The sequence below is a fragment of the Maridesulfovibrio salinus genome (assembly GCF_055394525.1).
This window is the reverse complement of sequence record NZ_AP042461.1, coordinates 3341561-3359190: the sequence shown is the minus strand read 5'-3', so window position 1 is coordinate 3359190 and position 17630 is coordinate 3341561. Positions and strand designations below refer to the sequence as shown.

26 protein-coding genes, 6 tRNA genes and 1 pseudogene are annotated in these 17630 nt (G+C 51.2%); 30 read left to right on the top strand and 3 right to left on the bottom strand.

What is annotated here, in order from left to right:
* Nucleotides 1–141: 141 nt before the first annotated feature.
* Genes ACZ5PW_RS15365 through ACZ5PW_RS15345 form a run of 5 tightly spaced genes read left to right on the top strand, consistent with a single transcriptional unit; the run spans nt 142 to nt 1652 of the window.
* A complete protein-coding gene (locus ACZ5PW_RS15365) occupies nt 142–300 on the top strand; it encodes a hypothetical protein (protein WP_464555298.1) in 159 nt (52 codons plus the stop codon).
* Complete coding sequence (locus ACZ5PW_RS15360) at nt 293–826, top strand: hypothetical protein (RefSeq protein ID WP_464555293.1); 534 nt, start codon at nt 293–295, stop codon at nt 824–826. Before ACZ5PW_RS15365 ends, ACZ5PW_RS15360 begins: the two co-directional genes overlap by 8 nt.
* The gene (locus ACZ5PW_RS15355) at nt 801–1031 is read left to right on the top strand and encodes a hypothetical protein (RefSeq protein WP_464555291.1); all 231 of its coding nucleotides are present in this window, start codon (nt 801–803) and stop codon (nt 1029–1031) included. Before ACZ5PW_RS15360 ends, ACZ5PW_RS15355 begins: the two co-directional genes overlap by 26 nt.
* Nucleotides 991–1428 (top strand): DUF5675 family protein, encoded by a 438-nt coding sequence (locus ACZ5PW_RS15350; protein ID WP_464555286.1) that lies wholly within the window; start codon nt 991–993, stop codon nt 1426–1428. Before ACZ5PW_RS15355 ends, ACZ5PW_RS15350 begins: the two co-directional genes overlap by 41 nt.
* Entirely contained in the window at nt 1389–1652 is a 264-nt protein-coding gene (locus ACZ5PW_RS15345) for a hypothetical protein (RefSeq protein ID WP_464555283.1), read from the top strand. The genes ACZ5PW_RS15350 and ACZ5PW_RS15345 overlap by 40 nt, the downstream gene beginning before the upstream one ends.
* A gap of 43 nt (nt 1653–1695) precedes the next feature.
* Here the strand turns inward: ACZ5PW_RS15345 and ACZ5PW_RS15340 are convergent, their stop codons facing one another.
* Nucleotides 1696–1971: a DUF5334 family protein gene (locus ACZ5PW_RS15340; RefSeq protein WP_464555279.1), complete on the bottom strand. Its 276-nt coding sequence runs from the start codon at nt 1969–1971 to the stop codon at nt 1696–1698.
* Between the two features lie 149 nt (nt 1972–2120).
* Here ACZ5PW_RS15340 and ACZ5PW_RS15335 point away from each other — a divergent pair, with 149 nt between their 5' ends.
* The 23 genes and pseudogenes from ACZ5PW_RS15335 (at nt 2121) to ACZ5PW_RS15225 (ending at nt 14277) form a co-directional block, all read left to right on the top strand.
* Complete coding sequence (locus tag ACZ5PW_RS15335) at nt 2121–2267, top strand: hypothetical protein (RefSeq protein ID WP_464555277.1); 147 nt, start codon at nt 2121–2123, stop codon at nt 2265–2267.
* A 143-nt stretch (nt 2268–2410) separates the two neighbouring features.
* On the top strand, nt 2411–2593 hold the full coding sequence (locus ACZ5PW_RS15330; protein ID WP_464555275.1) for a hypothetical protein: 183 nt from the start codon (nt 2411–2413) through the stop codon (nt 2591–2593).
* Nucleotides 2593–3003 carry a hypothetical protein gene (locus tag ACZ5PW_RS15325; RefSeq protein ID WP_464555273.1) on the top strand — a complete coding sequence of 137 codons (411 nt, stop codon included), beginning with the start codon at nt 2593–2595 and terminating at the stop codon, nt 3001–3003. The genes ACZ5PW_RS15330 and ACZ5PW_RS15325 overlap by 1 nt, the downstream gene beginning before the upstream one ends.
* The gene (locus ACZ5PW_RS15320) at nt 3004–3240 is read left to right on the top strand and encodes a hypothetical protein (protein WP_464555270.1); all 237 of its coding nucleotides are present in this window, start codon (nt 3004–3006) and stop codon (nt 3238–3240) included. It begins immediately after the preceding gene.
* 9 nt (nt 3241–3249) lie between these two features.
* Nucleotides 3250–3462: a hypothetical protein gene (locus ACZ5PW_RS15315; protein ID WP_464555266.1), complete on the top strand. Its 213-nt coding sequence runs from the start codon at nt 3250–3252 to the stop codon at nt 3460–3462.
* A 63-nt stretch (nt 3463–3525) separates the two neighbouring features.
* Complete coding sequence (locus ACZ5PW_RS15310; RefSeq protein WP_464555263.1) at nt 3526–3765, top strand: hypothetical protein; 240 nt, start codon at nt 3526–3528, stop codon at nt 3763–3765.
* Nucleotides 3723–3887 (top strand): annotated as a pseudogene (locus ACZ5PW_RS15305) (helix-turn-helix domain-containing protein); the annotation flags it as partial. The gene ACZ5PW_RS15310 and the pseudogene ACZ5PW_RS15305, both read left to right, overlap by 43 nt.
* Before the next feature lie 277 nt (nt 3888–4164).
* Nucleotides 4165–4731, top strand: a complete 567-nt coding sequence (locus ACZ5PW_RS15300) for a terminase small subunit (protein WP_464555261.1) — start codon at nt 4165–4167, stop codon at nt 4729–4731.
* A gap of 507 nt (nt 4732–5238) precedes the next feature.
* Nucleotides 5239–5592, top strand: a complete 354-nt coding sequence (locus ACZ5PW_RS15295) for a hypothetical protein (protein ID WP_464555258.1) — start codon at nt 5239–5241, stop codon at nt 5590–5592.
* Nucleotides 5593–5667: transfer RNA gene (locus tag ACZ5PW_RS15290), tRNA-Thr, on the top strand.
* A 4-nt stretch (nt 5668–5671) separates the two neighbouring features.
* Nucleotides 5672–5746 (top strand) — tRNA-His (locus ACZ5PW_RS15285).
* 97 nt (nt 5747–5843) lie between these two features.
* Nucleotides 5844–5918 (top strand) — tRNA-Pro (locus ACZ5PW_RS15280).
* 3 nt (nt 5919–5921) lie between these two features.
* A tRNA-Gln gene (locus ACZ5PW_RS15275) sits at nt 5922–5996 on the top strand.
* 8 nt (nt 5997–6004) lie between these two features.
* A tRNA-Ile gene (locus ACZ5PW_RS15270) sits at nt 6005–6080 on the top strand.
* 1 nt (nt 6081) lies between these two features.
* A tRNA-Ile gene (locus ACZ5PW_RS15265) sits at nt 6082–6158 on the top strand.
* Nucleotides 6159–6216: 58 nt separating this feature from the next.
* Complete coding sequence (locus ACZ5PW_RS15260) at nt 6217–7602, top strand: hypothetical protein (protein ID WP_464555256.1); 1386 nt, start codon at nt 6217–6219, stop codon at nt 7600–7602.
* Nucleotides 7602–9689 carry a portal protein gene (locus ACZ5PW_RS15255; protein WP_464555254.1) on the top strand — a complete coding sequence of 696 codons (2088 nt, stop codon included), beginning with the start codon at nt 7602–7604 and terminating at the stop codon, nt 9687–9689. Before ACZ5PW_RS15260 ends, ACZ5PW_RS15255 begins: the two co-directional genes overlap by 1 nt.
* A gap of 108 nt (nt 9690–9797) precedes the next feature.
* Nucleotides 9798–10103: a hypothetical protein gene (locus ACZ5PW_RS15250; RefSeq protein ID WP_464555252.1), complete on the top strand. Its 306-nt coding sequence runs from the start codon at nt 9798–9800 to the stop codon at nt 10101–10103.
* Nucleotides 10104–10121: 18 nt separating this feature from the next.
* On the top strand, nt 10122–11306 hold the full coding sequence (locus tag ACZ5PW_RS15245) for a hypothetical protein (protein ID WP_464555248.1): 1185 nt from the start codon (nt 10122–10124) through the stop codon (nt 11304–11306).
* A gap of 48 nt (nt 11307–11354) precedes the next feature.
* On the top strand, nt 11355–12320 hold the full coding sequence (locus tag ACZ5PW_RS15240; protein WP_464555246.1) for an SU10 major capsid protein: 966 nt from the start codon (nt 11355–11357) through the stop codon (nt 12318–12320).
* A 54-nt stretch (nt 12321–12374) separates the two neighbouring features.
* Nucleotides 12375–12689, top strand: coding sequence for a hypothetical protein (locus tag ACZ5PW_RS15235; RefSeq protein WP_464555245.1), 315 nt, complete (start codon nt 12375–12377; stop codon nt 12687–12689).
* A gap of 1 nt (nt 12690) precedes the next feature.
* A complete protein-coding gene (locus tag ACZ5PW_RS15230) occupies nt 12691–13308 on the top strand; it encodes a phage adaptor protein (protein ID WP_464555244.1) in 618 nt (205 codons plus the stop codon).
* Nucleotides 13309–14277 (top strand): ADP-ribosyltransferase-containing protein, encoded by a 969-nt coding sequence (locus ACZ5PW_RS15225; RefSeq protein WP_464555242.1) that lies wholly within the window; start codon nt 13309–13311, stop codon nt 14275–14277.
* Here the strand turns inward: ACZ5PW_RS15225 and ACZ5PW_RS15220 are convergent.
* Complete coding sequence (locus tag ACZ5PW_RS15220) at nt 14225–14554, bottom strand: hypothetical protein (protein WP_464555240.1); 330 nt, start codon at nt 14552–14554, stop codon at nt 14225–14227. The genes ACZ5PW_RS15225 and ACZ5PW_RS15220 overlap by 53 nt on opposite strands.
* 61 nt (nt 14555–14615) lie before the next feature.
* Between ACZ5PW_RS15220 and ACZ5PW_RS15215 the strand changes: the two genes are divergently transcribed.
* Nucleotides 14616–16103, top strand: a complete 1488-nt coding sequence (locus ACZ5PW_RS15215; protein WP_464555238.1) for a hypothetical protein — start codon at nt 14616–14618, stop codon at nt 16101–16103.
* Nucleotide 16104: 1 nt separating this feature from the next.
* Nucleotides 16105–17337: a hypothetical protein gene (locus ACZ5PW_RS15210; protein ID WP_464555236.1), complete on the top strand. Its 1233-nt coding sequence runs from the start codon at nt 16105–16107 to the stop codon at nt 17335–17337.
* Here ACZ5PW_RS15210 and ACZ5PW_RS15205 read toward each other — a convergent pair.
* Complete coding sequence (locus ACZ5PW_RS15205; RefSeq protein WP_464555235.1) at nt 17334–17621, bottom strand: hypothetical protein; 288 nt, start codon at nt 17619–17621, stop codon at nt 17334–17336. The two genes, ACZ5PW_RS15210 and ACZ5PW_RS15205, sit on opposite strands and share 4 nt — an antisense overlap.
* Nucleotides 17622–17630: the final 9 nt, after the last annotated feature.

Sequence of the window (17630 nt, the reverse complement as noted above, 5' to 3'; positions counted from 1 at the left end):
AAAGAGGTTGAGACGATGGCAAGCCCCAGAAGAGTGAACAGCACAGACGTATCCAGCCGCCAAGCATAAACACGTCTGAGCTATTCAGGGAACGTATAACCTCCCCGGTACCAGCCGGGGAGCAATCAAGTAAAGGTAAAAATGAAAGAACCGATTATTGAAGCTTGCAAGAGCGTATACGGCAACCGATTCAACAGACGTCAGTACGAGAAATACGCTGCGCACGTTGAGGAAAACCCCGACTACATCGAGGACGGCGGGAACATGATGGATTTTGTTGCTGGGGGTGGGGATGAGTAACTATCCTTGGATGTGCAAGGACAAGAACGGCGCAGCGATATGCGCAGAAAAGCCGGTCCTTAATGGCGGTGTTTGGGAGATCAAAGGCGAAAGCAAGCAGCTTAATGCTCAGCCTCGGTGGATATTCAAAACGACATTGTGGAAGTTGAGCAACAAAGCAACTCCATATTTGTGGGGCGGTGTGTACTGGACGGTTGAGCCGAACATTTCCCCGGCTCCGTCTGCCTCCATCCTTGATATGGCTAACCGCGAATTCGGACCCAACCGAACCATCGTAAAAGCATCCGAAGAAGCCGCCGAGCTTGCAGCAGCTTGCGCGAAATTGGCAACCACTGACGGGCGGTGTGAAACTGAATGGGCGGACGTGATTGACGAAACCGCAGACGTTGAAATCACCAATGAACGCCTTGCACTGCTTTACCCTGATGGACAGGAAGCATTTGAACAGGCCGTGCACGAACGCAAGGCGTATAAGCTTAAGCGGCTGGAGGGCCTGATTGATGAGCAGGCAAACAAAAATGCTTAAGAGCATGGGCTTTAATCCGCCACCGAAGCCTGAAACACAATATGATCGGTGCGTTAAGTGCGAACACGGCCTTGTTGAGCCGGACATTGCTTATTGCACTTCTCAGGATTTAGCCCTTGAGGTCGAGGACGGCGAAATGATCATGGCAAACGGAGGTTTTCCCATTGAGTGCGAAGGAAAAGAATGGAAGCACAAAAGTGCATAAGCTGGAACTGATCCGCGTTGAGCAGACAGGTAAAGTTACAATCGGGGTGCTGAAAATCAACGGTGAGTCTGTTTGTTGGACCCTTGAGGAACCTTGGCGCGATAATCAGGAAAACGTTTCCTGCATTCCTGTGGGCCGTTACCCCTTGGCCCTTGAGTATTCGCCATCCAAAAAACGCAAGTTGTGGACGATTAAGGGCGTTCCCCACAGGACTTATGTACGAATCCACAAGGGCAACACGGTTAATGACACAGAAGGTTGCCCACTGGTTGGGACCAAGCCCGGATTCCTTGAAGGGAAACGAGCGGTTCTTAACAGTCGCATAGCTTTCAACGAGCTTATGGAGGCCACAAAATCATGGAACGGTCCAGCGGAGATTGTGGTCAGGGCAATGTAGAGTTTGAGGACTTAAGGCTTGTTGTAGGAGAAAAAAAAGCCCGTGAAATCTGCCGGGAGCATGAAGGTAAAACGTTGCCAACGCCCCCACCAGACATGAGGGTTGAACGCAACAAGCGAATTAAGAAGCTCTATTTTAAGGATGGATTAACGCAAGAAACAATAGCTAAAAGAGTTGGACTATCAAGGGTGTGGGTGAACCGCATCATAAACCGTGAGCATTAAATATGCCCCGCTTTCTCGTGCAGAAGGCGGGGCTTTTTCGTGCTTAGTTGTCCATTTCAAGTTCCCTATATTCGCCTGAATCATAGTCGTAAACTTCAATAACAGTCGATCCTCCATAATCATAAATAGATTGGACCTCAACGTCTTTGTATTCGCCAGCTCCATAATCATAAATTTCTATGTCGTTACCACTTCTAACCAAGTTGCCGCTGTCTATTTCAATATTGCTTCCTGATTCATAGTCATACCCGTCCCATGCCAGAGCCGGGGAGCAGGACAAAAGCACCAGCATCATGATTGGTACTAGTATATTTCTCATAACACCTCCTTGTTTTGCTTAGTTATCGCATGGATTAAGTTTCCTCAAGGTCAATCTATGTTTGTTTAGTTTTGCCCTGAAATCCAAAATGTAAACTTGTAAAGGCCAAGAGCTTACAGAATTAACAGGTTTTTCCCTATAAACGCCCCATGACGAACGACGAAACCAAAACAGTCTGCGAGGCCATCGAGGGCGGGTTCAATTCCGAAGCTTTCCGCGAGTGGGAAGAGATTCAGGAATCATACGAACTCGATCACGACGAAATGGACGGGATGCACTATGAAACCAACCCTTAAAGACCGCCTGCGCCATCACCTGAACCCGCTGCATGTCAAATGCCGGTTGAGGGAAGCTGTAGACCGTTTCTGTCTGTTCTATGAAAGTATTTACGTGAAGATTTTTTGAAAAGGTAACCGACAACCAACTGGAGATGATCAACATGGAAGTAGGTCAGATCATTCAAATCGGCCTTGCTGTATCTGGGGCTTGTGCGTGGGCTTCTGCTTTTACCAAAACCCCCAAGGACGATGCATTCTTTAAGTCTCTGTACAAGCTGCTAGACGCAATCGGCGGCAACATCATGAATGCTCAAAATAAAGACCCCCACAAGGAGCCTAAATAATGCGAAAAGCTAATCTCTGTTTTCTTTGTCTGCTGCTGGCGTTTGCCATGATTCCCGGCTGTGCTTTTAAGAGGCTTTCCAACCTTCCCGCAGAAGATCAGGCCGTCGAGTACAGCAACATGATGCTCAGTGCCTACAACGCAACTCACTTTGCGTATCTGGAAGCCGTGCCGAATTTCAACGCAACCCATAGAAAGAAAGCCGTGCCGTTTGTGCAGGCCATGAACATTGCCAAGCCGTCTGTTGTGCTGCTGGCAAAGTCGGCAGAAGCGTGGAAGACCGCAGCCGACAGCCAGAACGCGACACTGACCGAAGACGCACGAATTGTATACCGGGATCAGAAGGCGATTTTCGCTGAAATCTGGGCCAAGGCTCTTGACCTCTGGGCCAAAATTAAAAGGCAGGAATAAATGAACTTTGAGGACTTCGAAATTTCAGACGAAACAGCACAGGCATACGGTGATGCAGCTGGCGTGATTTACGGACTGATTACAACCGGAACCCCTGCAATGGCCCTTGCGCCTATCGTGGATGTGATTGTGACCGGTGGCCTTAAGCTCACCAACGCGGGCTATAAAGTTCAAGGCCTCGGCGCACTCCAGAAGAAAGCAGCCGCAATTGAACGCCTGCCGGACCTTAAAGCATAAGGGGGCAGGGTGGCGGATGAAAAACAAACGGACTCTCACGACCTACTGATTCGCATTGATGAGCGGGTCAAGTCCATCCAAGAAGACATTAAAGGCATTAACGAAGACAGGAAATGCCACACCCATGCCGAGAAGCTGAAAAACCTAGAGCGTGCCGTCTGGGGAACAGCGGCTGTAGTGCTGGGGCTGCTTGTCCGCGTGGCCTATGACGTATTCAAATAACCCTCCTGTTGTGGGGGCTGCGGGCTTTCTTGTTCGTGGCTCCCGCGTTTGAAGGATTTAGACATGATTAAAGAGTCAAAGAGAAAAAAAACGGTTGAGGTAGAGGTTTTTGTGACCACTGTTACCTGTGATGCTGGGTGTGGAGCAAAAGACGAATACGGTTCTCAGTACGGAACCCCCGGATTGCTTCCAGAGCTTAAGGGGTGGGCAGAGGTGAGGCCCGACAAACACAAGGGAAACCCTTATTATATTTGTCCCAAATGCCTCAGCAAACTAATCCCCAAAGAAACTACAATCTCATAAATGCAATCAATCTGGATGTAAGGCTCAAAGCTCCACACAAGGCTCTTTTACATGCCCTTGTCTCATTCAGAAATGACAAGACGGGGCTATGCAACCCTTCAGTGGAATCAATTGCTGAACGGGCTGGGATGTCAAGGCGAACAGCATTTCGAACCCTAGCAGAACTCAAGGAAGCACAGTTCCTTTCATACTCAGGAAAGCCAAACGTTAGCACTCAATATGAACTTTACCCGCTTCCATCGGATTTCATAGATGGTGTCATATTGGCACCTGAACCAATAAGAGGGAACCGCAATAGCTCGGCAAAGTGGACCGGCGACCTAATCAAGGCGATTTGGAACGTGCTGAACTACCGCCCTCGTAAACACCATTTCAAGGACGGACCTGAAAGACGGGACCTTGACCACGATAACTGGAACTCGATTCTCAAAACTATCAGCTACGACAGGATTAAAAGGGCAGAACATGGCGAAAATAGGCAGGCCTCTAGCTTACGAGAACGCAGAGCAGATGCAGGAAGCGATAGACCACTATTTTGACGAGTGCAAAGTGGAGAAGGTGACGCCTACGGTGACAGAGCTAGCACTTGCCCTTGGATTCTCTAGCAGACAGGGATTGTTGAATTATGAGCGAGGAGAGAGGGGGGACTGTGAACAGGTTCGACAGGAATTTGTGTACGCCGTCAAAAGAGCTAAGGCACGGATCGAGGCGCACATTGAACGAGGCCTAATTGACGGTACTGGTAACCCTGTAGGCAAGATATTCCACTTAAAGAACAACTGCGGCTGGATCGACAGGCAGGAAATAGACAACAAAAACAGCGGCGTAACTGTGAACATTGCCGCATTCGGACAACCTGAACAGGTGCAGCAAATAGCGGCTCAAACACAACCAGTGGATTCTGTATCCAGTGGACAAGCCATTGAAACTGTAACGGTTCAAGGCGCTTACGAGGTTGAAGAGTAGGCGCGTTCACCTTTCTGCTCACCCCTTACCCTGAATTGATGGGGGCAACATAGGAAGGGTTGATAGTGGCAAGGCTTGGAAACAAGGGGCTGAGCAAGGCTTGATGGATTCTGTGGTGAATGCCGAGGGATGCCGGGGCATGGAAGGGCTGGGGCTGGCTGCAGGTCGACTACCCGCTCAGGGTCCCATACCCCGTCGAGTTTATCTACACCTACCACACACTAACCATACGCACACAAAAGGGGCCCATATGGCTCAGACAGAAGCTGAAAAATTTTAGAGCGGATAAAAAGGGACGGCTTGCCCAAGCCCCAAAAGTACCAGCTTGCAATGATGGATATGGCAACGGAAAGCGATAGAAGTGTGGTCGTGTTCCGCCAAAGAACAGGAAAGACGTGTTTACATGAAGTTTTCAGATTATTTTTATTTCCCATTAACTGACCTGCTGGCCCTCGTAGCTGTTGCTATGCTGGTGGCGTGGCTAGGGTAGGAAGCTAAGGAGTTGTTTTGAATAGAATCGAAATCCAAGGCGGAGTGGATGAGGAAGAATATTTTGCAGCCCTCAACGAGCAAAAAGAACGGCTAATCAAAGAAGGTTACGCCCATTGGGACCTTGAGTCGCGTGGCACAGGGCGAACGAACAGGGTTCTCCTGAAAGCTGCTTTAGAGATATCCAAGCATCCCGGAAGATCTGTTGTGTTGGAGGCTCAAAGCGTCTTGATGGCGAAAGAAATGGCAAGACGTCTACTTTCTGTGCTGGATGTATTGCGGATTCCAAAGCCTAAGGCTTTCTACCTTTCCGGTGGGGCTTTGCTTCATGAACAAACACAATTTTTGGTTTTTGAAGATCATCCAGTTTAAGCCGGAATAGCTCAATGGGAGAGCAGCCGCCTTGTAAGCGGTTTGTTGCAGGTTCAAGTCCTGTTTCCGGCTCCATATGGTGGCAGTGGCGAAGTGGTTAACGCGCATGGTTGTGGCCCATGCATCAGGGGGTCAATTCCCCTCTGTCACACCAATTGGAAGGTAACGTGCATAGGTGCACAAGCGGTTTTGAAAGCCGTGTCACGGTAGAGCCGTGAGGGTTCGGCTCCTTTACTTTCCGCCAAATTTCTACGGGTATGGCCTAGTGGGAAGGCTCTGGTTTTGGGAACCAGAAATCGACAGTTCGAATCTGTCTGCCCGTACCAAGTGAGAGAGTAGTCAAGCGGTAAGGCGTCGGGTTTTGGCCCCGATATGCGCAGGTTCGAATCCTGCCTCTCTTGCCAAATTTTCCTGCTGTGTACCTCAATAGGCAGAGAATCCGGCTCATAACCGGAAAGTTCTGGGTTCAAGTCCCAGCACAGCGACCATGCTCTTGTAGCTCAGTAGGTCAGAGCGCACGCCTGATAAGCGTGAGGCCCTTGGTTCAAGTCCAAGCAAGAGCACCAATTTTAAACCATAATCACAGGCGGGACAGTACGTCCCTAATGCATAGGATTTGCAGCCTTGGCAAAGAAGCAAGAGATAACCATACCTTATGGTTTCATTCCTCGTGCTTACCAGATTCCAAAGTGGAATTACATTGCAAACGGCGGGAAACGTGCGGTTTCGGTGTGGCACAGGCGTGCCGGTAAGGACCTGACCGAATGGAACCTGTTGATTTGCGAAGCCTTCAAACGTGTTGGCTCTTATTATTACTTCTTCCCCTACTATAAGCAGGGCAAAAAAGTCATTTGGAACGGGATTGACGGCAACGGTAGGCCGTTTCTTTCATACATTCCGAAAGCGTTGATCGACGGGAAGCCGAACAGCACCGACATGTATATCAAGTTGGTCAACGGCTCTTTGCTCCAGATCATCGGCACGGACGACATTGACGCAGTAGTCGGTACCAACCCTGTAGGGTGCATCTTTTCAGAGTACAGCCTACAGGACCCGCAAGCATGGGACTATGTGTCCCCGATCCTGCGGGAGAACAACGGCTGGGCGGCTTTCAACTTTACCCCTCGTGGAATGAACCACGGCTGGGATTTGTACCAATCGGCATTGAAAAACCCGAACTGGTATTGTGAGCGGCTGGCTGCTTGTTATCACCCTGAATTTAACCCTCAAGGCGAAAGCGGGCTTAACGTTACCGGCGTTTTGACCCCTGAACAGATTGACGAAGAGCTTGCAAGTGGACGTTCCCCGGCTCTGGTCAAACAGGAATACTTTGTCGATTTTCAGGCCAGTTCTGACGACATTCTTATTCCCCTGACCTTGATTGACTTAGCCATTGATAGGCCGATTGCTTACCGGAAAGCCCCGGCGGTTGCAGGGCTTGACGTGGGTTTGTCCCTTACCGGTGACCCCACCGCTTTGTTGATCCGAAAAGGTGGAAAGATTGTCGCAATCGAAGAAGTCAGACTTGACGACTACGACAAGATTGCAGGCTGGGCCTACAAGCACATGATGAAGCACCAGTGCTACACGGTCATGGTTGACGGAATCGGTTGGGGGCAGGGTGCGTTTCAGTCTCTGCGAAGGCTGTTCCCGAATCTAACGGTTCAGAGTGTCAACGTAGCTGAAAAGGCCAGTGCTGACGAAAGGTTTGCAAGGCTTCGTGATGAAATATGGTGGAAGGTCCGCGAATGGTTTGAAGAGAAGCAAAACAGCATCCCTTCTGACTTGATGCTGACCGACAAGCTCAAAGCAGAGTTATCCAACGTTAAATACGATTTTACCCCGTCCAGCAAAATCAAGGTGATGGGGAAAAGAGAAATGAAAAAGGTCGAGAATGGCGGGAAATCCCCGAACTTGGCAGACGCTCTTGGCTTGTCTCTTCATGGCGGGGCGGCAGCAATGAAGCAGACCTTTGAACAGATCAAGAAAACTCCGAGAGTGTGCGCGTAATGGCTAAAGATATTAAAATAAAAGATTCCGAAGTGATCAGGCTTATCGGGCCTTTGCAGACCTCGGCGGAGCGTTGGCAAGAGCAGCTTTCAGAGCAGCGCAAGAAGTGTTCAGACCTCTATCACATGGAAAAGCTGGGCAACGAGCAGGCCGGATGGTCACACGCCGTTGCTTCGGTTGTCTGGGATGCAGTGGAGTGGATGAAGCCGGGGCTGTCCTCGATCTTTGCTCACCCTGATTTTGCTGAGATTAAAATGGACGACCATGAACGGGCCAAGCGAATCAAAAAGGCGGTCCGTTTCCAGATATTCCGGAAGAACAAAGGCAAGCGTGAAATCCGGTCTTGGTTGCATGACACGCTGCTGTATCACCTTGGCGTTTTCAAGGTTTATCACAAGACAGATTTCGACCTTGAAACTCTGCGCTATGACCGGCTGAGTCTTGATGAAATGGAGCAGCTGGTTAACAGGCCGGACATTCAGCTGACCAAGTATAAGGAAGTTGAAACCGAAGTGCCGGTTGATCCCATGTTTTGGATGATGAACGGCGGGCCTCAGACCAGCGTTGAAATCCATTACGAGGGAGTCAAGGCAGTTCGCAGGGCGATCAAGTACGCAGGGCCTTGCGTTGAGTGCGTCCCGGCTACCGAATTTTACTATGTGCCGGGGCATAAAGACCTCGACACCAACCCCTTTGTTGCTCACCGGAAAAAGAAAACCTTGCACGAAATCAGGCGCGGGGAACTGACCGGACGCTATGCCAAAGGTAGCCACCGGAAGGTGCAAAAGCATCTGCAAGAAGGTCAGGAGAACAACGAAGTTTATGAGGAAGTCCACGCCATGTACGAGGTGGACGACCTGACCATTGATGATGCCGGGGACCTTGCAATCGGGACTGCCGAGGAAGACAAGCCGATCAGCCCCAACTCTGAGGTCTATGTCTGGGAATGTTACCTGCGCATGGACATTGACGCTGACGGCCTGCTGGAGCCGGTGATTGCGACCATTTGCGGTGATGTGGTCTTGCAGCTTGAGGAAAACCCCTACAAGCGACCACCTTTCAGGGTGGGCAGACTCTACGAAATTGCGCACCGCTTTGAAGCTAAGCCCATGCCGTTGGTCCTTCGGGACGACCAGATGGAGCTTACAAACCTGCAACGTATCCTTGTGGATGCAGCAGCTGACAGCGCGTATGGCAACATCATTACCAGTGACCCGGAGTTCGCGAAACAATGGGCAGGCCGACAAATCGGTGACGTGATCCTTTCGCAGGCTTTCGACAAGTTCAAGGAAGTCAGGCCGAAGCAGCCGGGGGGTATCCTTCTGGAGGCGAAAGAGGCCGTGCGTCTCGGATCAGAGCGCAAGACCGGCGTGTCTTCGTTGAATCAGGGCATTGACGACAACTCATACGGCAAGACCGCAACCGGGGTTATGGCTCTTCAAGGGGCTGGACAGCAACGGCAGAAATTTAACGCGGACGTTCTGGCGGACACCATGGAAGAGGTCTACAGGGACTGCGTTGAAATCAACAAGCTATTTCCTCCTGAGAATCTGATTCAGCCCGGAGCTAAACCGGAAGATCAGATACAGCCGGGAGATTTCGACATCAACGATGATTACGACATCAAGGTTAACATCGGAGTAGGTCCACAGGATCGACAGAATCAGGCCGCAATTCTGGAACGTCATTTCCAGAAGGTTGCACAGTTCTTTATTCCAATGGGCCTTGCAAAGCCGGAACACTTGCTTGCCATTGAGGAAGCAATCGGGCGTTTGCTCGACACTCCGGTTGACGGGCTCCAGTGCAGCCTTGATGAATTTAACGAACTTTCACAACTCAGACAGCAGTGTCAGCAACTTGCAGGAGAATTACAGAATGCACGACAACAGCTTGCAGCAAGCCAGCCCCCAGCCGTCCCCGGACGCCCTGCGCCAGCAAATGGAGGTGGGAGAGCAGGCCCAAACCCTGCTGGGCAACCCGTACTTTCAGGACCTCTTGGACCGAATGGACAAGGCCCTACAGGGGGAAATCCTATCCCTAGCGGCGGACCGCCGGGACCAGTTCAGTTACCGGCAGGCACAGCGTGATTTGCTTGAGGATATAAAGGCCACGATTGGCCTTGACGCTCACCAAGGAGAAGCGGCGCAAAAGCAGCTTGCAGGGGAACCAGTTAAAGCGGCAGGGAGGGTTGCCGGATGATGATTTCCACTTTGAAAAAGAAACTCTCAAAAGCTGAGTACGAGCGTGGAGTTTATCGCCAGCAGCTTGAAGCGGCAAATGTCCGCATTACAGAGCTTGAGAAAGAAATTCACACCGAGTTCAAAGAGGCTGGAGAGGTTGAAACAGTTACCGTTTCAGTTCCGGCCTGTGAGTGTGAGAACCTGAAAGAGAAGGTTACAGCCCTTGAGAAGGAAAACCACAGTTTGAAAACTCAGGTCGGCTTGCTCAAGGCAAAAAAGAAACCAAAACCTAAGGCTAAGAAAGCCCCGGCTAAGAAATAACCAAGGAAGGTATGTTTTATGGAATACGATCAGAATGGAAACCCTATGGGGACCGGACAGGCTGAAAGCACTCCTGCTCCTGAAATGACTGCACCTCAGCAGCCGGTACAGCAGGAAGCAGCACCAGAAACAGCACCACAGGAACAGCCTGTAGACGAGCTTGATATCGGTGCGCTTTTTGACCGTGCTGACGAGCTTGCAGGAGAATCAACCTCCGGACAGGCTCCGGAGACTGAACAGCCAGTACCGCAGCAGTCCGAACAGCAGGGGATTCCACAGACTGATCCGCAGCAGGTTGTACTTACCCCCATACAGCAGCCAGCCGAACAGCCGGGACAGCCTCAGCAGACCTACAAGGTGGTTGTAGCAGGTCAGGAACAGACGCTTACTCAGGAGCAGCTGAACCAGATTGTTGAACAGAATCACAATTACAGCAGCAGGGTGCAGCAGCTGGAAGCTATTGCAGGCCAGATGCAGGTTGATTCTGTGCAGCCCTTTGCGAATGGTTGGGGTGGAAATCCGGCCTATCCTCAGCAGGCGGGATTTAATCCGCAGGTTCCGCAGCAGCAATTCCAGCAGCCACAGTACCCCGGACAGATGCCCGGACATGGTTATGATCAGGTGCCGGGACAGTACCCCAATCAGATGCAGCAGGAACCGCCGCTGCCTGACGATCCGGTTGAGGCGATTGTTGAACAGGCAACCCGCAATGCAGTTAATGCAATGCAGCACCAGCAGCAGGAACAGGCGCGAGTCCAGCAGAGTCAGACTTACGCCGCAAAGGTCAGCAACGCCCAGCGAATGGTTGCCGCTGACGACATGCGCGGTGAGGTTATGGCGGAACTCAGCAAGATTGCCCCTGTAGGCTCTGCATTGAGAGCACAGTTTAACAGTGATCCGTCTGTGTTCTTTCCAACTTACGCCCAAACTCGCGCAAGGTTGGCAGCAGCTCGACAGACACAGCAGCCCCGGACGCCACAGGCTCAGGTTCCGGCGGGAGGGGGGCAGCAAGGTGCCAAGCAGGGCCAGGACATGCCACAAACCCGATCTGTCACCGCTGTAGCTCCCGTACTTGAGGGGGGAGGCGGAGAAGTTCCGCTCCAGCAGGCGGATATGAAAGCAAGAGCAGCCGCAGTGCGTGAGAAAGCTTACGGTGGCGACCTGCACGCAGCCGGACAGCTGTTTGATTTTCAGGAAGGTTAATTTTCAACCTCTGCACAGGAAGTGCGGAGCATTTACAGGATGTAACACATGGCAGACGTAAGAACCGTTACCTATTCCACCAACTACGATAAATCTATTGTTGATGAGGTGGACGAGCTTATTACCAACTTGGCCCCGGACAAGACCCCTTTTATCTCTTCCATCGGCAAGGGTAGCTGTGAAACCACCACCCCTGACTGGCTGGAAGATGATCTTGCAGACGCTGGTGAAAACGCACACGTTGAAGGCGCGGATACCGATGCAGAAGAGTGCACCCCGCCTGAGCGTCTGAGCAATACCACCCAGATTCTGAAAAAGGCCCTGTTCATTTCCGGCACCTTGAAAAACTCCAAGCTTCATGGTCGCAAAAAGGAGCTTGAATATCAGTCCGGCAAAAAAACCAAAGAAATCGCCAAAGACACCGAGTATGCAGCCCTGAACAACGCGACCAAGGTTGCCGGTGATGCTGCTACTGCCCGTAAGATGCTTGGTGCCTTCGGCCATGTCGAGCAGGGTACCGGCAACTTCTACAACTTCGACGGCAATCCCGCAGCTACCAACCACATTACTGAGGACATTCTTACCGATGTTCTTCAATCCATGTGGGAGCAAGGCGCAGACCCGACCACCATTCTCGCGCCGCCTGCGCAGAAACGCAAAATCAGCGCATTCACTGACGGCGGACGCCTGACCTTTAACGCTAACGCAGACCGCAAAAAGGTTGTCATGACTGTCCGTCTGATTGAAACCGACTTCGGTGTTGTGGCTGTTATTCCGACCCGTACCATCGCAGCCAAGGACGTCACCGGGACCATGTACGATCGTGTGCTGATCTATGACAAGGCTCTTTTTAAGCTGCTGACTCTCAAAGGTCGTGGCCTCAAGCGTGAAGCTCTGGCAAAGACCGGTGACGGTGACAAGTACCAGCTGGTAACCGAAAAAACGCTCCAGTGCCGCAGCAAAAAGGCCGTTGGCTCCATTGAAAACCTGACCCGCGTAAAAGTAGCGGCATAATCTTACTTCCTGAACATGCCGGGGCTGCTTCGGTGGCCCCGTTTTGAGGTAATAATGATCAAAAATGACATTCACATTGACGAGAAGACCCGCACCCTTACCCGAATAACTTCATATGATGCTGTGCCGGTGATGGATCAGGCCCGATTTGAAAGGCTTTCCGGCTGCAATGGATTTTCTGACGGACGCAATCAAAGGGTTATTGGTGAGATTCCTCTTGCTGAGTTCTTCGAGATGCAGCGCATTGCGGACGAACGAGAGGAACCGCTTACCGGAACAGAGCTTAAGGCGTTCCTTGCTGAGAACCCCGAATACAGAACCGTAAATAACATCGACACCGGACACACCGGTAAAATCATCGTGAAATAGCATGGCAACAGTAGCAGCAGTAATCACAAATATCCGGCAGGAGCTTTCAGACGAGTTCGATACTCGCTGGAATGATTCGCAGTTGATCCGGTTCATCGGGCAGGCCGTCAACAGGGCGCAGCACGTGGGCGTGCGCAATGACTTGCAGTTTCTCAAGGACAAAGCTGAGCTTGTTTTTGATTCTGGGGAAAGTTCCAAGCCATTGCCGGACGGATTCCTAACTGACATCGGGCTTTGGAATGCTGGCACTAAGGCCAAGATAACCAAGGTCAGTGAAACAGAATGGGAATCGGCGGCAAGTCCTCAGGAGGCCAGCCAATACATGCTGGAAGGCGTTAACCTCGTAATTCAGGGCGTACCCACGGCAGAAACCACGCTCAGGCTTCGCTATTTCAAGGGCTGCGATCTTGAAACCCTGAAAGCCGATGCAGCGGAGATGCCTTGGAACGGCGTTCTTGATGAATTGATTATGGAATATGCCGCACTCAGGGCCAGAAAGATTGACCGGGATGAAAGCGCGGCTGACCTTGAATTGCTCAAGGACCTTGAGAACAATATTTTGAATACTTACGGCTCACAGTCAGTGACAGTCGTGAAGTCCAGAGGGTGGTTGCCGTAGATGGGATTTTTTGAAGATTTGATGCAGGGAGCGCAGGCCGGATACCAAGGTGTTGAGGGTGGCGCACCAATGACAGCCGGGGGCATGGCCGGAGCAACTGCAGGCGTGATGGGGCGTTATGCCGTGTCACCCCTTGAGAGTCTGCAGACCCTCGGCAACTCTATGCAATCGGCCTATGAGGGCAACGGCTACAATCCTGACGAAGTGACCGCAGCACTGATGGACGTGGGCATGATGTCCACCCCGTTCAATACTGGTGGTATGTTGGGCAGCTTTGGCGGCAAACGTGCACCTGTGCAGGAGTTCGGACCGCTGGAATACTGGTTACCCATGGCTCACCCTGAACGAATGGCGAATTTTGAAAAGTGGGCGCGTGATTCGGTCTTGCTCGATGAAACGGGCAGGCCTGCGACATTTGGACACGGCACCAACGGCAACCTTTTTGATGCTTTTGACGTGAGCAAGGCGGGTTCAAACACCGATGCTGACGATGCTCTTGGATGGGCGGCTTGGCTGACTGACGAAATGCGGATTGCTTCTGATTATGCCAGAGGTGAACACCCAAAGCACATGTTCAGGCAGATTGTAAACGTAGATCAGTTTTCCCCGGATTATATGGCAAGGATTATTCCTGGTCATGTCAGGGCAGAAAATCCATTTATTTACGATGCAAGATTCCAGAGATACACACCGCAGCTTTTTGACGAACTGGCGGCAGAGGCAAGAAAACCGGAATATGACGCGATGCTGATCAATAACGTCAGGGATGGCATTTTTGATGAATCCCCCGGCAACGTCATTGCGGTCAAGGACCCGAATCAGTTCAAATCTCTGTGGAATAGCGGGGAGTACGGACCAACTGACAACTTCATGAGGTCAACTGTTCCATACGTCCCGCAAGGCAATCAGGAAGGGCTTATTTCTGAGGAAGAGTTTCAGGAATTATATCAGCTAGGAAGAGCTTTTTAATCTGGGATTCACTCATCCGCTTTTGGATTTTATTTAAAAAATGCTCAGCCTGTTCTTTTGAACTGCAAGGATGGTTTGCACCGAAGTGCACAAAGATGGGCTGGTCTGAATGATCAAGGCCCACATAAATCACGGTGGTCCAGAAATCAAAATCAGCCTCATGACGTTTTATCTCAGCCATTTCACCGACTGAATAGAAAACATCTCCGGGCCTAAAGTGTTTCACAAGTACGCGTTCCGGTCTTTCCGAAAGTTCTTTGATTGGCAGCGATTGCATTTTTGTTCTCCGTTGTTGACTAAATCATATCACAGCAAAAACCGAATTCAAGGCAAAAAACATGGCAGTTCAGCTTTCCTTAGCTCCAACCATGGGTGTGGACAAATCCGCAAGTGCGGCGAACATCCCAGATGCAGCCCTTAGCCGCGGCTACAACGTTTATTATGACCCCGGCACAAGCAAGCTGTCGACCCGACCTGGCTTTAAATGCGCTACAGCCTCAGCCCTTCCGAGTTCAATTGATTCATTGCACCGTTTTGGGGGCATGGCAGGGGCAACCCCTTTTAAGTTCGTAATGTGCGTGTCTGCTGGTAAATTGTACAAGCTGAACGGCAACGCATGGGATGAGGTGGCTACGCTGGAAAGCTCTTCCCCTCAAATGGTCACCTTCAATTCAAAGCTGATCATTGCAGATGGCGGTGCAGGCCTGAAAGCGTATGACGGAACCAGCGTAACCGTGCTTGCCGGATCACCCAGCAAGCCCACTGCGGTGAAAGAGGTCAACAACCGGCTTGTAGCCAACTCCGAGGACATGCCGGATTATTATTTCCTGTCCGCAGCTGAGCAGCACGATAAGTGGGACGCAGCAGACGGGGGCTTTAAAATCCCTGCCGGTTACGGTGACGGCCTCAAGGTGAATGGTTTTGCGACCCTTCACAACAAGCTGGTCGTGTCCAAGGCCAGCAGCGACGAAAAGCGGCTGTACGGTGTGACCATGGCGGGTGATGTCTCGGCGTGGTCGTCAATTCCGCTTTCGGCCGAAAATGCCGCAGTTGGTCCCCATGCAATAACCAGCCTCGGCAATGCGGTTTACTATGTGGATACTGACGGCTTTGCCCGCTTGGTTCCTACCGATGTTTACGGCGATGTTGCAGTTGATGAGACAGGGGCGGTGATGGCCTCAGAGTTTCGCAGGTTCTGCCGTAATGCTGAAACGGTGTCGCTAACGTGGGTGCCGTCACTTGGTGCACTGGCCTGCATATTCAAAGGTGGTGGCCTCAAAGAATTTCACCTGTTCAACCCCCGGCATGGATTCACTGAATGGGAGGCTGCAGACTTTCAGGGAATCAACTGCGTTTGTGAGTCAGACGGGAAAATCTACCTCGGTGGAGAATCCGGCTACCTGTACGAAATGCACACCGCAGGCACTGACGAAGTTGCCCCCGGTGATGCGCGTGAACTTTGGGGTGTGGTCCGGTTCAAGCTTTTTGAATCTGCCAGAGGCAAGGACTTGTTCCTTGAGCCCGGAGCCAAAGTAAACGTCGATTACATCACATCTGGATTCTACAATCTGGAAGTCTACGCGGGGAATGCTGAGAATAAGGTTCTGTTGCAGACTTTCAAGACTGTGAGCGGATCAGCACAGCAGGAACTTTATGACGCTGACACCAGCGTTGTTGATGCAACGTATGGCCTCGATTCCTCAACAACGGGGCAGGATGTGTGCCGCAGCAAGTTTCGCGGTAAAGGTTTAATGTTTCAGATCAGAACGCACAGCGGGTGCAGGGTGGCTATCAACTCGCTGAACGCCAGCGCAAGAGAGGTGTAAAATGGGATTTGGAAATAGCAGCTACGGCGGGGCAGGCAGTCAGGGCCTTGATTCAATCGGCACTGGTGCCAATGCTCATAACAGCAAGCACGGCAAGAACAATGTCGGCAAGATGGACGCCCATGAAGCGGGTGTGCGCGGAGGCTGGAAAAACGCGGCAGGGACTCCCAGCAACTACGATTCCGGGCAGGGTGAAGGACATTACGCATCACAAACCACATGGAACCCGTTTGATGGATGGCATGAGGTTAGTACTAGGCCGGGAAAGGAAAACGATTTTGGCGGGTACATGGCTACCCCTTTCGGTTTTCGGAATCCGCAGGCGTATGCGAGGGAAAAGACAGCCTTCAATGTGGCGCAGAGAAACGACAGGCTGAATCGTGAGTATCAGGCTCGACAGGGCTTCATGGATGCTAATTTGCCTGAGGTGAACCCCTTGGACGTTGGAACAGTTCGGGGAATCAGGCAGGGAATTGCTGACGCAGTTAACTACGGCGACCTTGAAACCCTGCGTGACAAGTATGAATTTGACACCACAAGCCTTGCTACTGCCCATGAGCCAGCAGGTTTTATGGACAGCCTTTTGGGGTTATTTGGCGGGGAGCCAGACAAAGTGGAAACACAGCCCGGACTAATGAGAGAATATTCTCAGAAAGGCTTGGTTGAATATGACGACTATGGAAACCCGCAGCTAACCAATAAAGGCAAGTTCGTTGGCGTGTCTGGGCCACTATCAAATTTTGCACCGGGAGTGGGTGGTCTTGTCGCTGGACTCGGTGGTCAGATTCTGGGACAAGTCGCAACTGGAGGCCTACAGGTAGCAGCTGCTCAAAATCCAAACAATTACGGAGTGAAAGGTGCGGGTGCTCTCAAGAAAGGAGCAATGCTTGCTCAGGACCCACAAGCTTACACAATGGCAGCTGGATTCAGTCCCGTAGGCGGAATGGTTGATACCTATCAGTATGCAAGGGACCTTGAAAGGATTGGGCTTGCCCCCGGTGGACAGTCGCTTTTTGACATGGCTTTTGATGGCAAAGTCAATGGACTGAATGAAGACGTATACACATCAATGTTGGGAAGGGCTGAACAGCTGGCAACCCCTAGTGATTATTCAGAGTACGCACAGGGAAACATGATCTCTGCAAACCCTACTTATTGGCAGGACCCACAAGCATATTTATTCCCGCAATATCAGCCTGAACTGACATGGGAGCAATGGCGTAGCTCATTTTAGTTCGCAAGTATCGTGTAAATGATAGTGTCCAATCCTTCATTAACCTGCTGGCGGCTTTTGAGCTTTGCTTGTTTTTTCTCTTCGGCTGTCTGTGAGTGTTTGGTAATGTTGATCGTTCCGTTGTGTTCGATAGGTTGCTTTTGGGCGGTTCCTTCTGGTTGTCTGATGTCAAAAACAACTGGCTGCGTACGAATTTTCCTTAATTCTTCCTGAGACAGTTTAGGCTTCTTGCTGGCGCACCCTGACAATACGATCAGCACTACGAGGATGGTTAGTTTTTTCATTGCAACCTC

Bases quoted from the DNA above. Each gene is read 5' to 3' on its own strand.
- ACZ5PW_RS15365 (WP_464555298.1), top strand. From the start codon at position 142: ATGAAAGAACCGATTATTGAAGCTTGCAAGAGCGTATACGGCAACCGA.
- ACZ5PW_RS15360 (WP_464555293.1), top strand. From the start codon at position 293: ATGAGTAACTATCCTTGGATGTGCAAGGACAAGAACGGCGCAGCGATA.
- ACZ5PW_RS15355 (WP_464555291.1), top strand. From the start codon at position 801: ATGAGCAGGCAAACAAAAATGCTTAAGAGCATGGGCTTTAATCCGCCA.
- ACZ5PW_RS15345 (WP_464555283.1), top strand. From the start codon at position 1,389: ATGGAACGGTCCAGCGGAGATTGTGGTCAGGGCAATGTAGAGTTTGAG.
- ACZ5PW_RS15340 (WP_464555279.1), bottom strand. From the start codon at position 1,971: ATGAGAAATATACTAGTACCAATCATGATGCTGGTGCTTTTGTCCTGC.
- ACZ5PW_RS15335 (WP_464555277.1), top strand. From the start codon at position 2,121: ATGACGAACGACGAAACCAAAACAGTCTGCGAGGCCATCGAGGGCGGG.
- ACZ5PW_RS15330 (WP_464555275.1), top strand. From the start codon at position 2,411: ATGGAAGTAGGTCAGATCATTCAAATCGGCCTTGCTGTATCTGGGGCT.
- ACZ5PW_RS15325 (WP_464555273.1), top strand. From the start codon at position 2,593: ATGCGAAAAGCTAATCTCTGTTTTCTTTGTCTGCTGCTGGCGTTTGCC.
- ACZ5PW_RS15320 (WP_464555270.1), top strand. From the start codon at position 3,004: ATGAACTTTGAGGACTTCGAAATTTCAGACGAAACAGCACAGGCATAC.
- ACZ5PW_RS15310 (WP_464555263.1), top strand. From the start codon at position 3,526: ATGATTAAAGAGTCAAAGAGAAAAAAAACGGTTGAGGTAGAGGTTTTT.
- ACZ5PW_RS15255 (WP_464555254.1), top strand. From the start codon at position 7,602: ATGGCTAAAGATATTAAAATAAAAGATTCCGAAGTGATCAGGCTTATC.
- ACZ5PW_RS15250 (WP_464555252.1), top strand. From the start codon at position 9,798: ATGATGATTTCCACTTTGAAAAAGAAACTCTCAAAAGCTGAGTACGAG.
- ACZ5PW_RS15245 (WP_464555248.1), top strand. From the start codon at position 10,122: ATGGAATACGATCAGAATGGAAACCCTATGGGGACCGGACAGGCTGAA.
- ACZ5PW_RS15240 (WP_464555246.1), top strand. From the start codon at position 11,355: ATGGCAGACGTAAGAACCGTTACCTATTCCACCAACTACGATAAATCT.
- ACZ5PW_RS15235 (WP_464555245.1), top strand. From the start codon at position 12,375: ATGATCAAAAATGACATTCACATTGACGAGAAGACCCGCACCCTTACC.
- ACZ5PW_RS15230 (WP_464555244.1), top strand. From the start codon at position 12,691: ATGGCAACAGTAGCAGCAGTAATCACAAATATCCGGCAGGAGCTTTCA.
- ACZ5PW_RS15225 (WP_464555242.1), top strand. From the start codon at position 13,309: ATGGGATTTTTTGAAGATTTGATGCAGGGAGCGCAGGCCGGATACCAA.
- ACZ5PW_RS15220 (WP_464555240.1), bottom strand. From the start codon at position 14,554: ATGCAATCGCTGCCAATCAAAGAACTTTCGGAAAGACCGGAACGCGTA.
- ACZ5PW_RS15215 (WP_464555238.1), top strand. From the start codon at position 14,616: ATGGCAGTTCAGCTTTCCTTAGCTCCAACCATGGGTGTGGACAAATCC.
- ACZ5PW_RS15210 (WP_464555236.1), top strand. From the start codon at position 16,105: ATGGGATTTGGAAATAGCAGCTACGGCGGGGCAGGCAGTCAGGGCCTT.
- ACZ5PW_RS15205 (WP_464555235.1), bottom strand. From the start codon at position 17,621: ATGAAAAAACTAACCATCCTCGTAGTGCTGATCGTATTGTCAGGGTGC.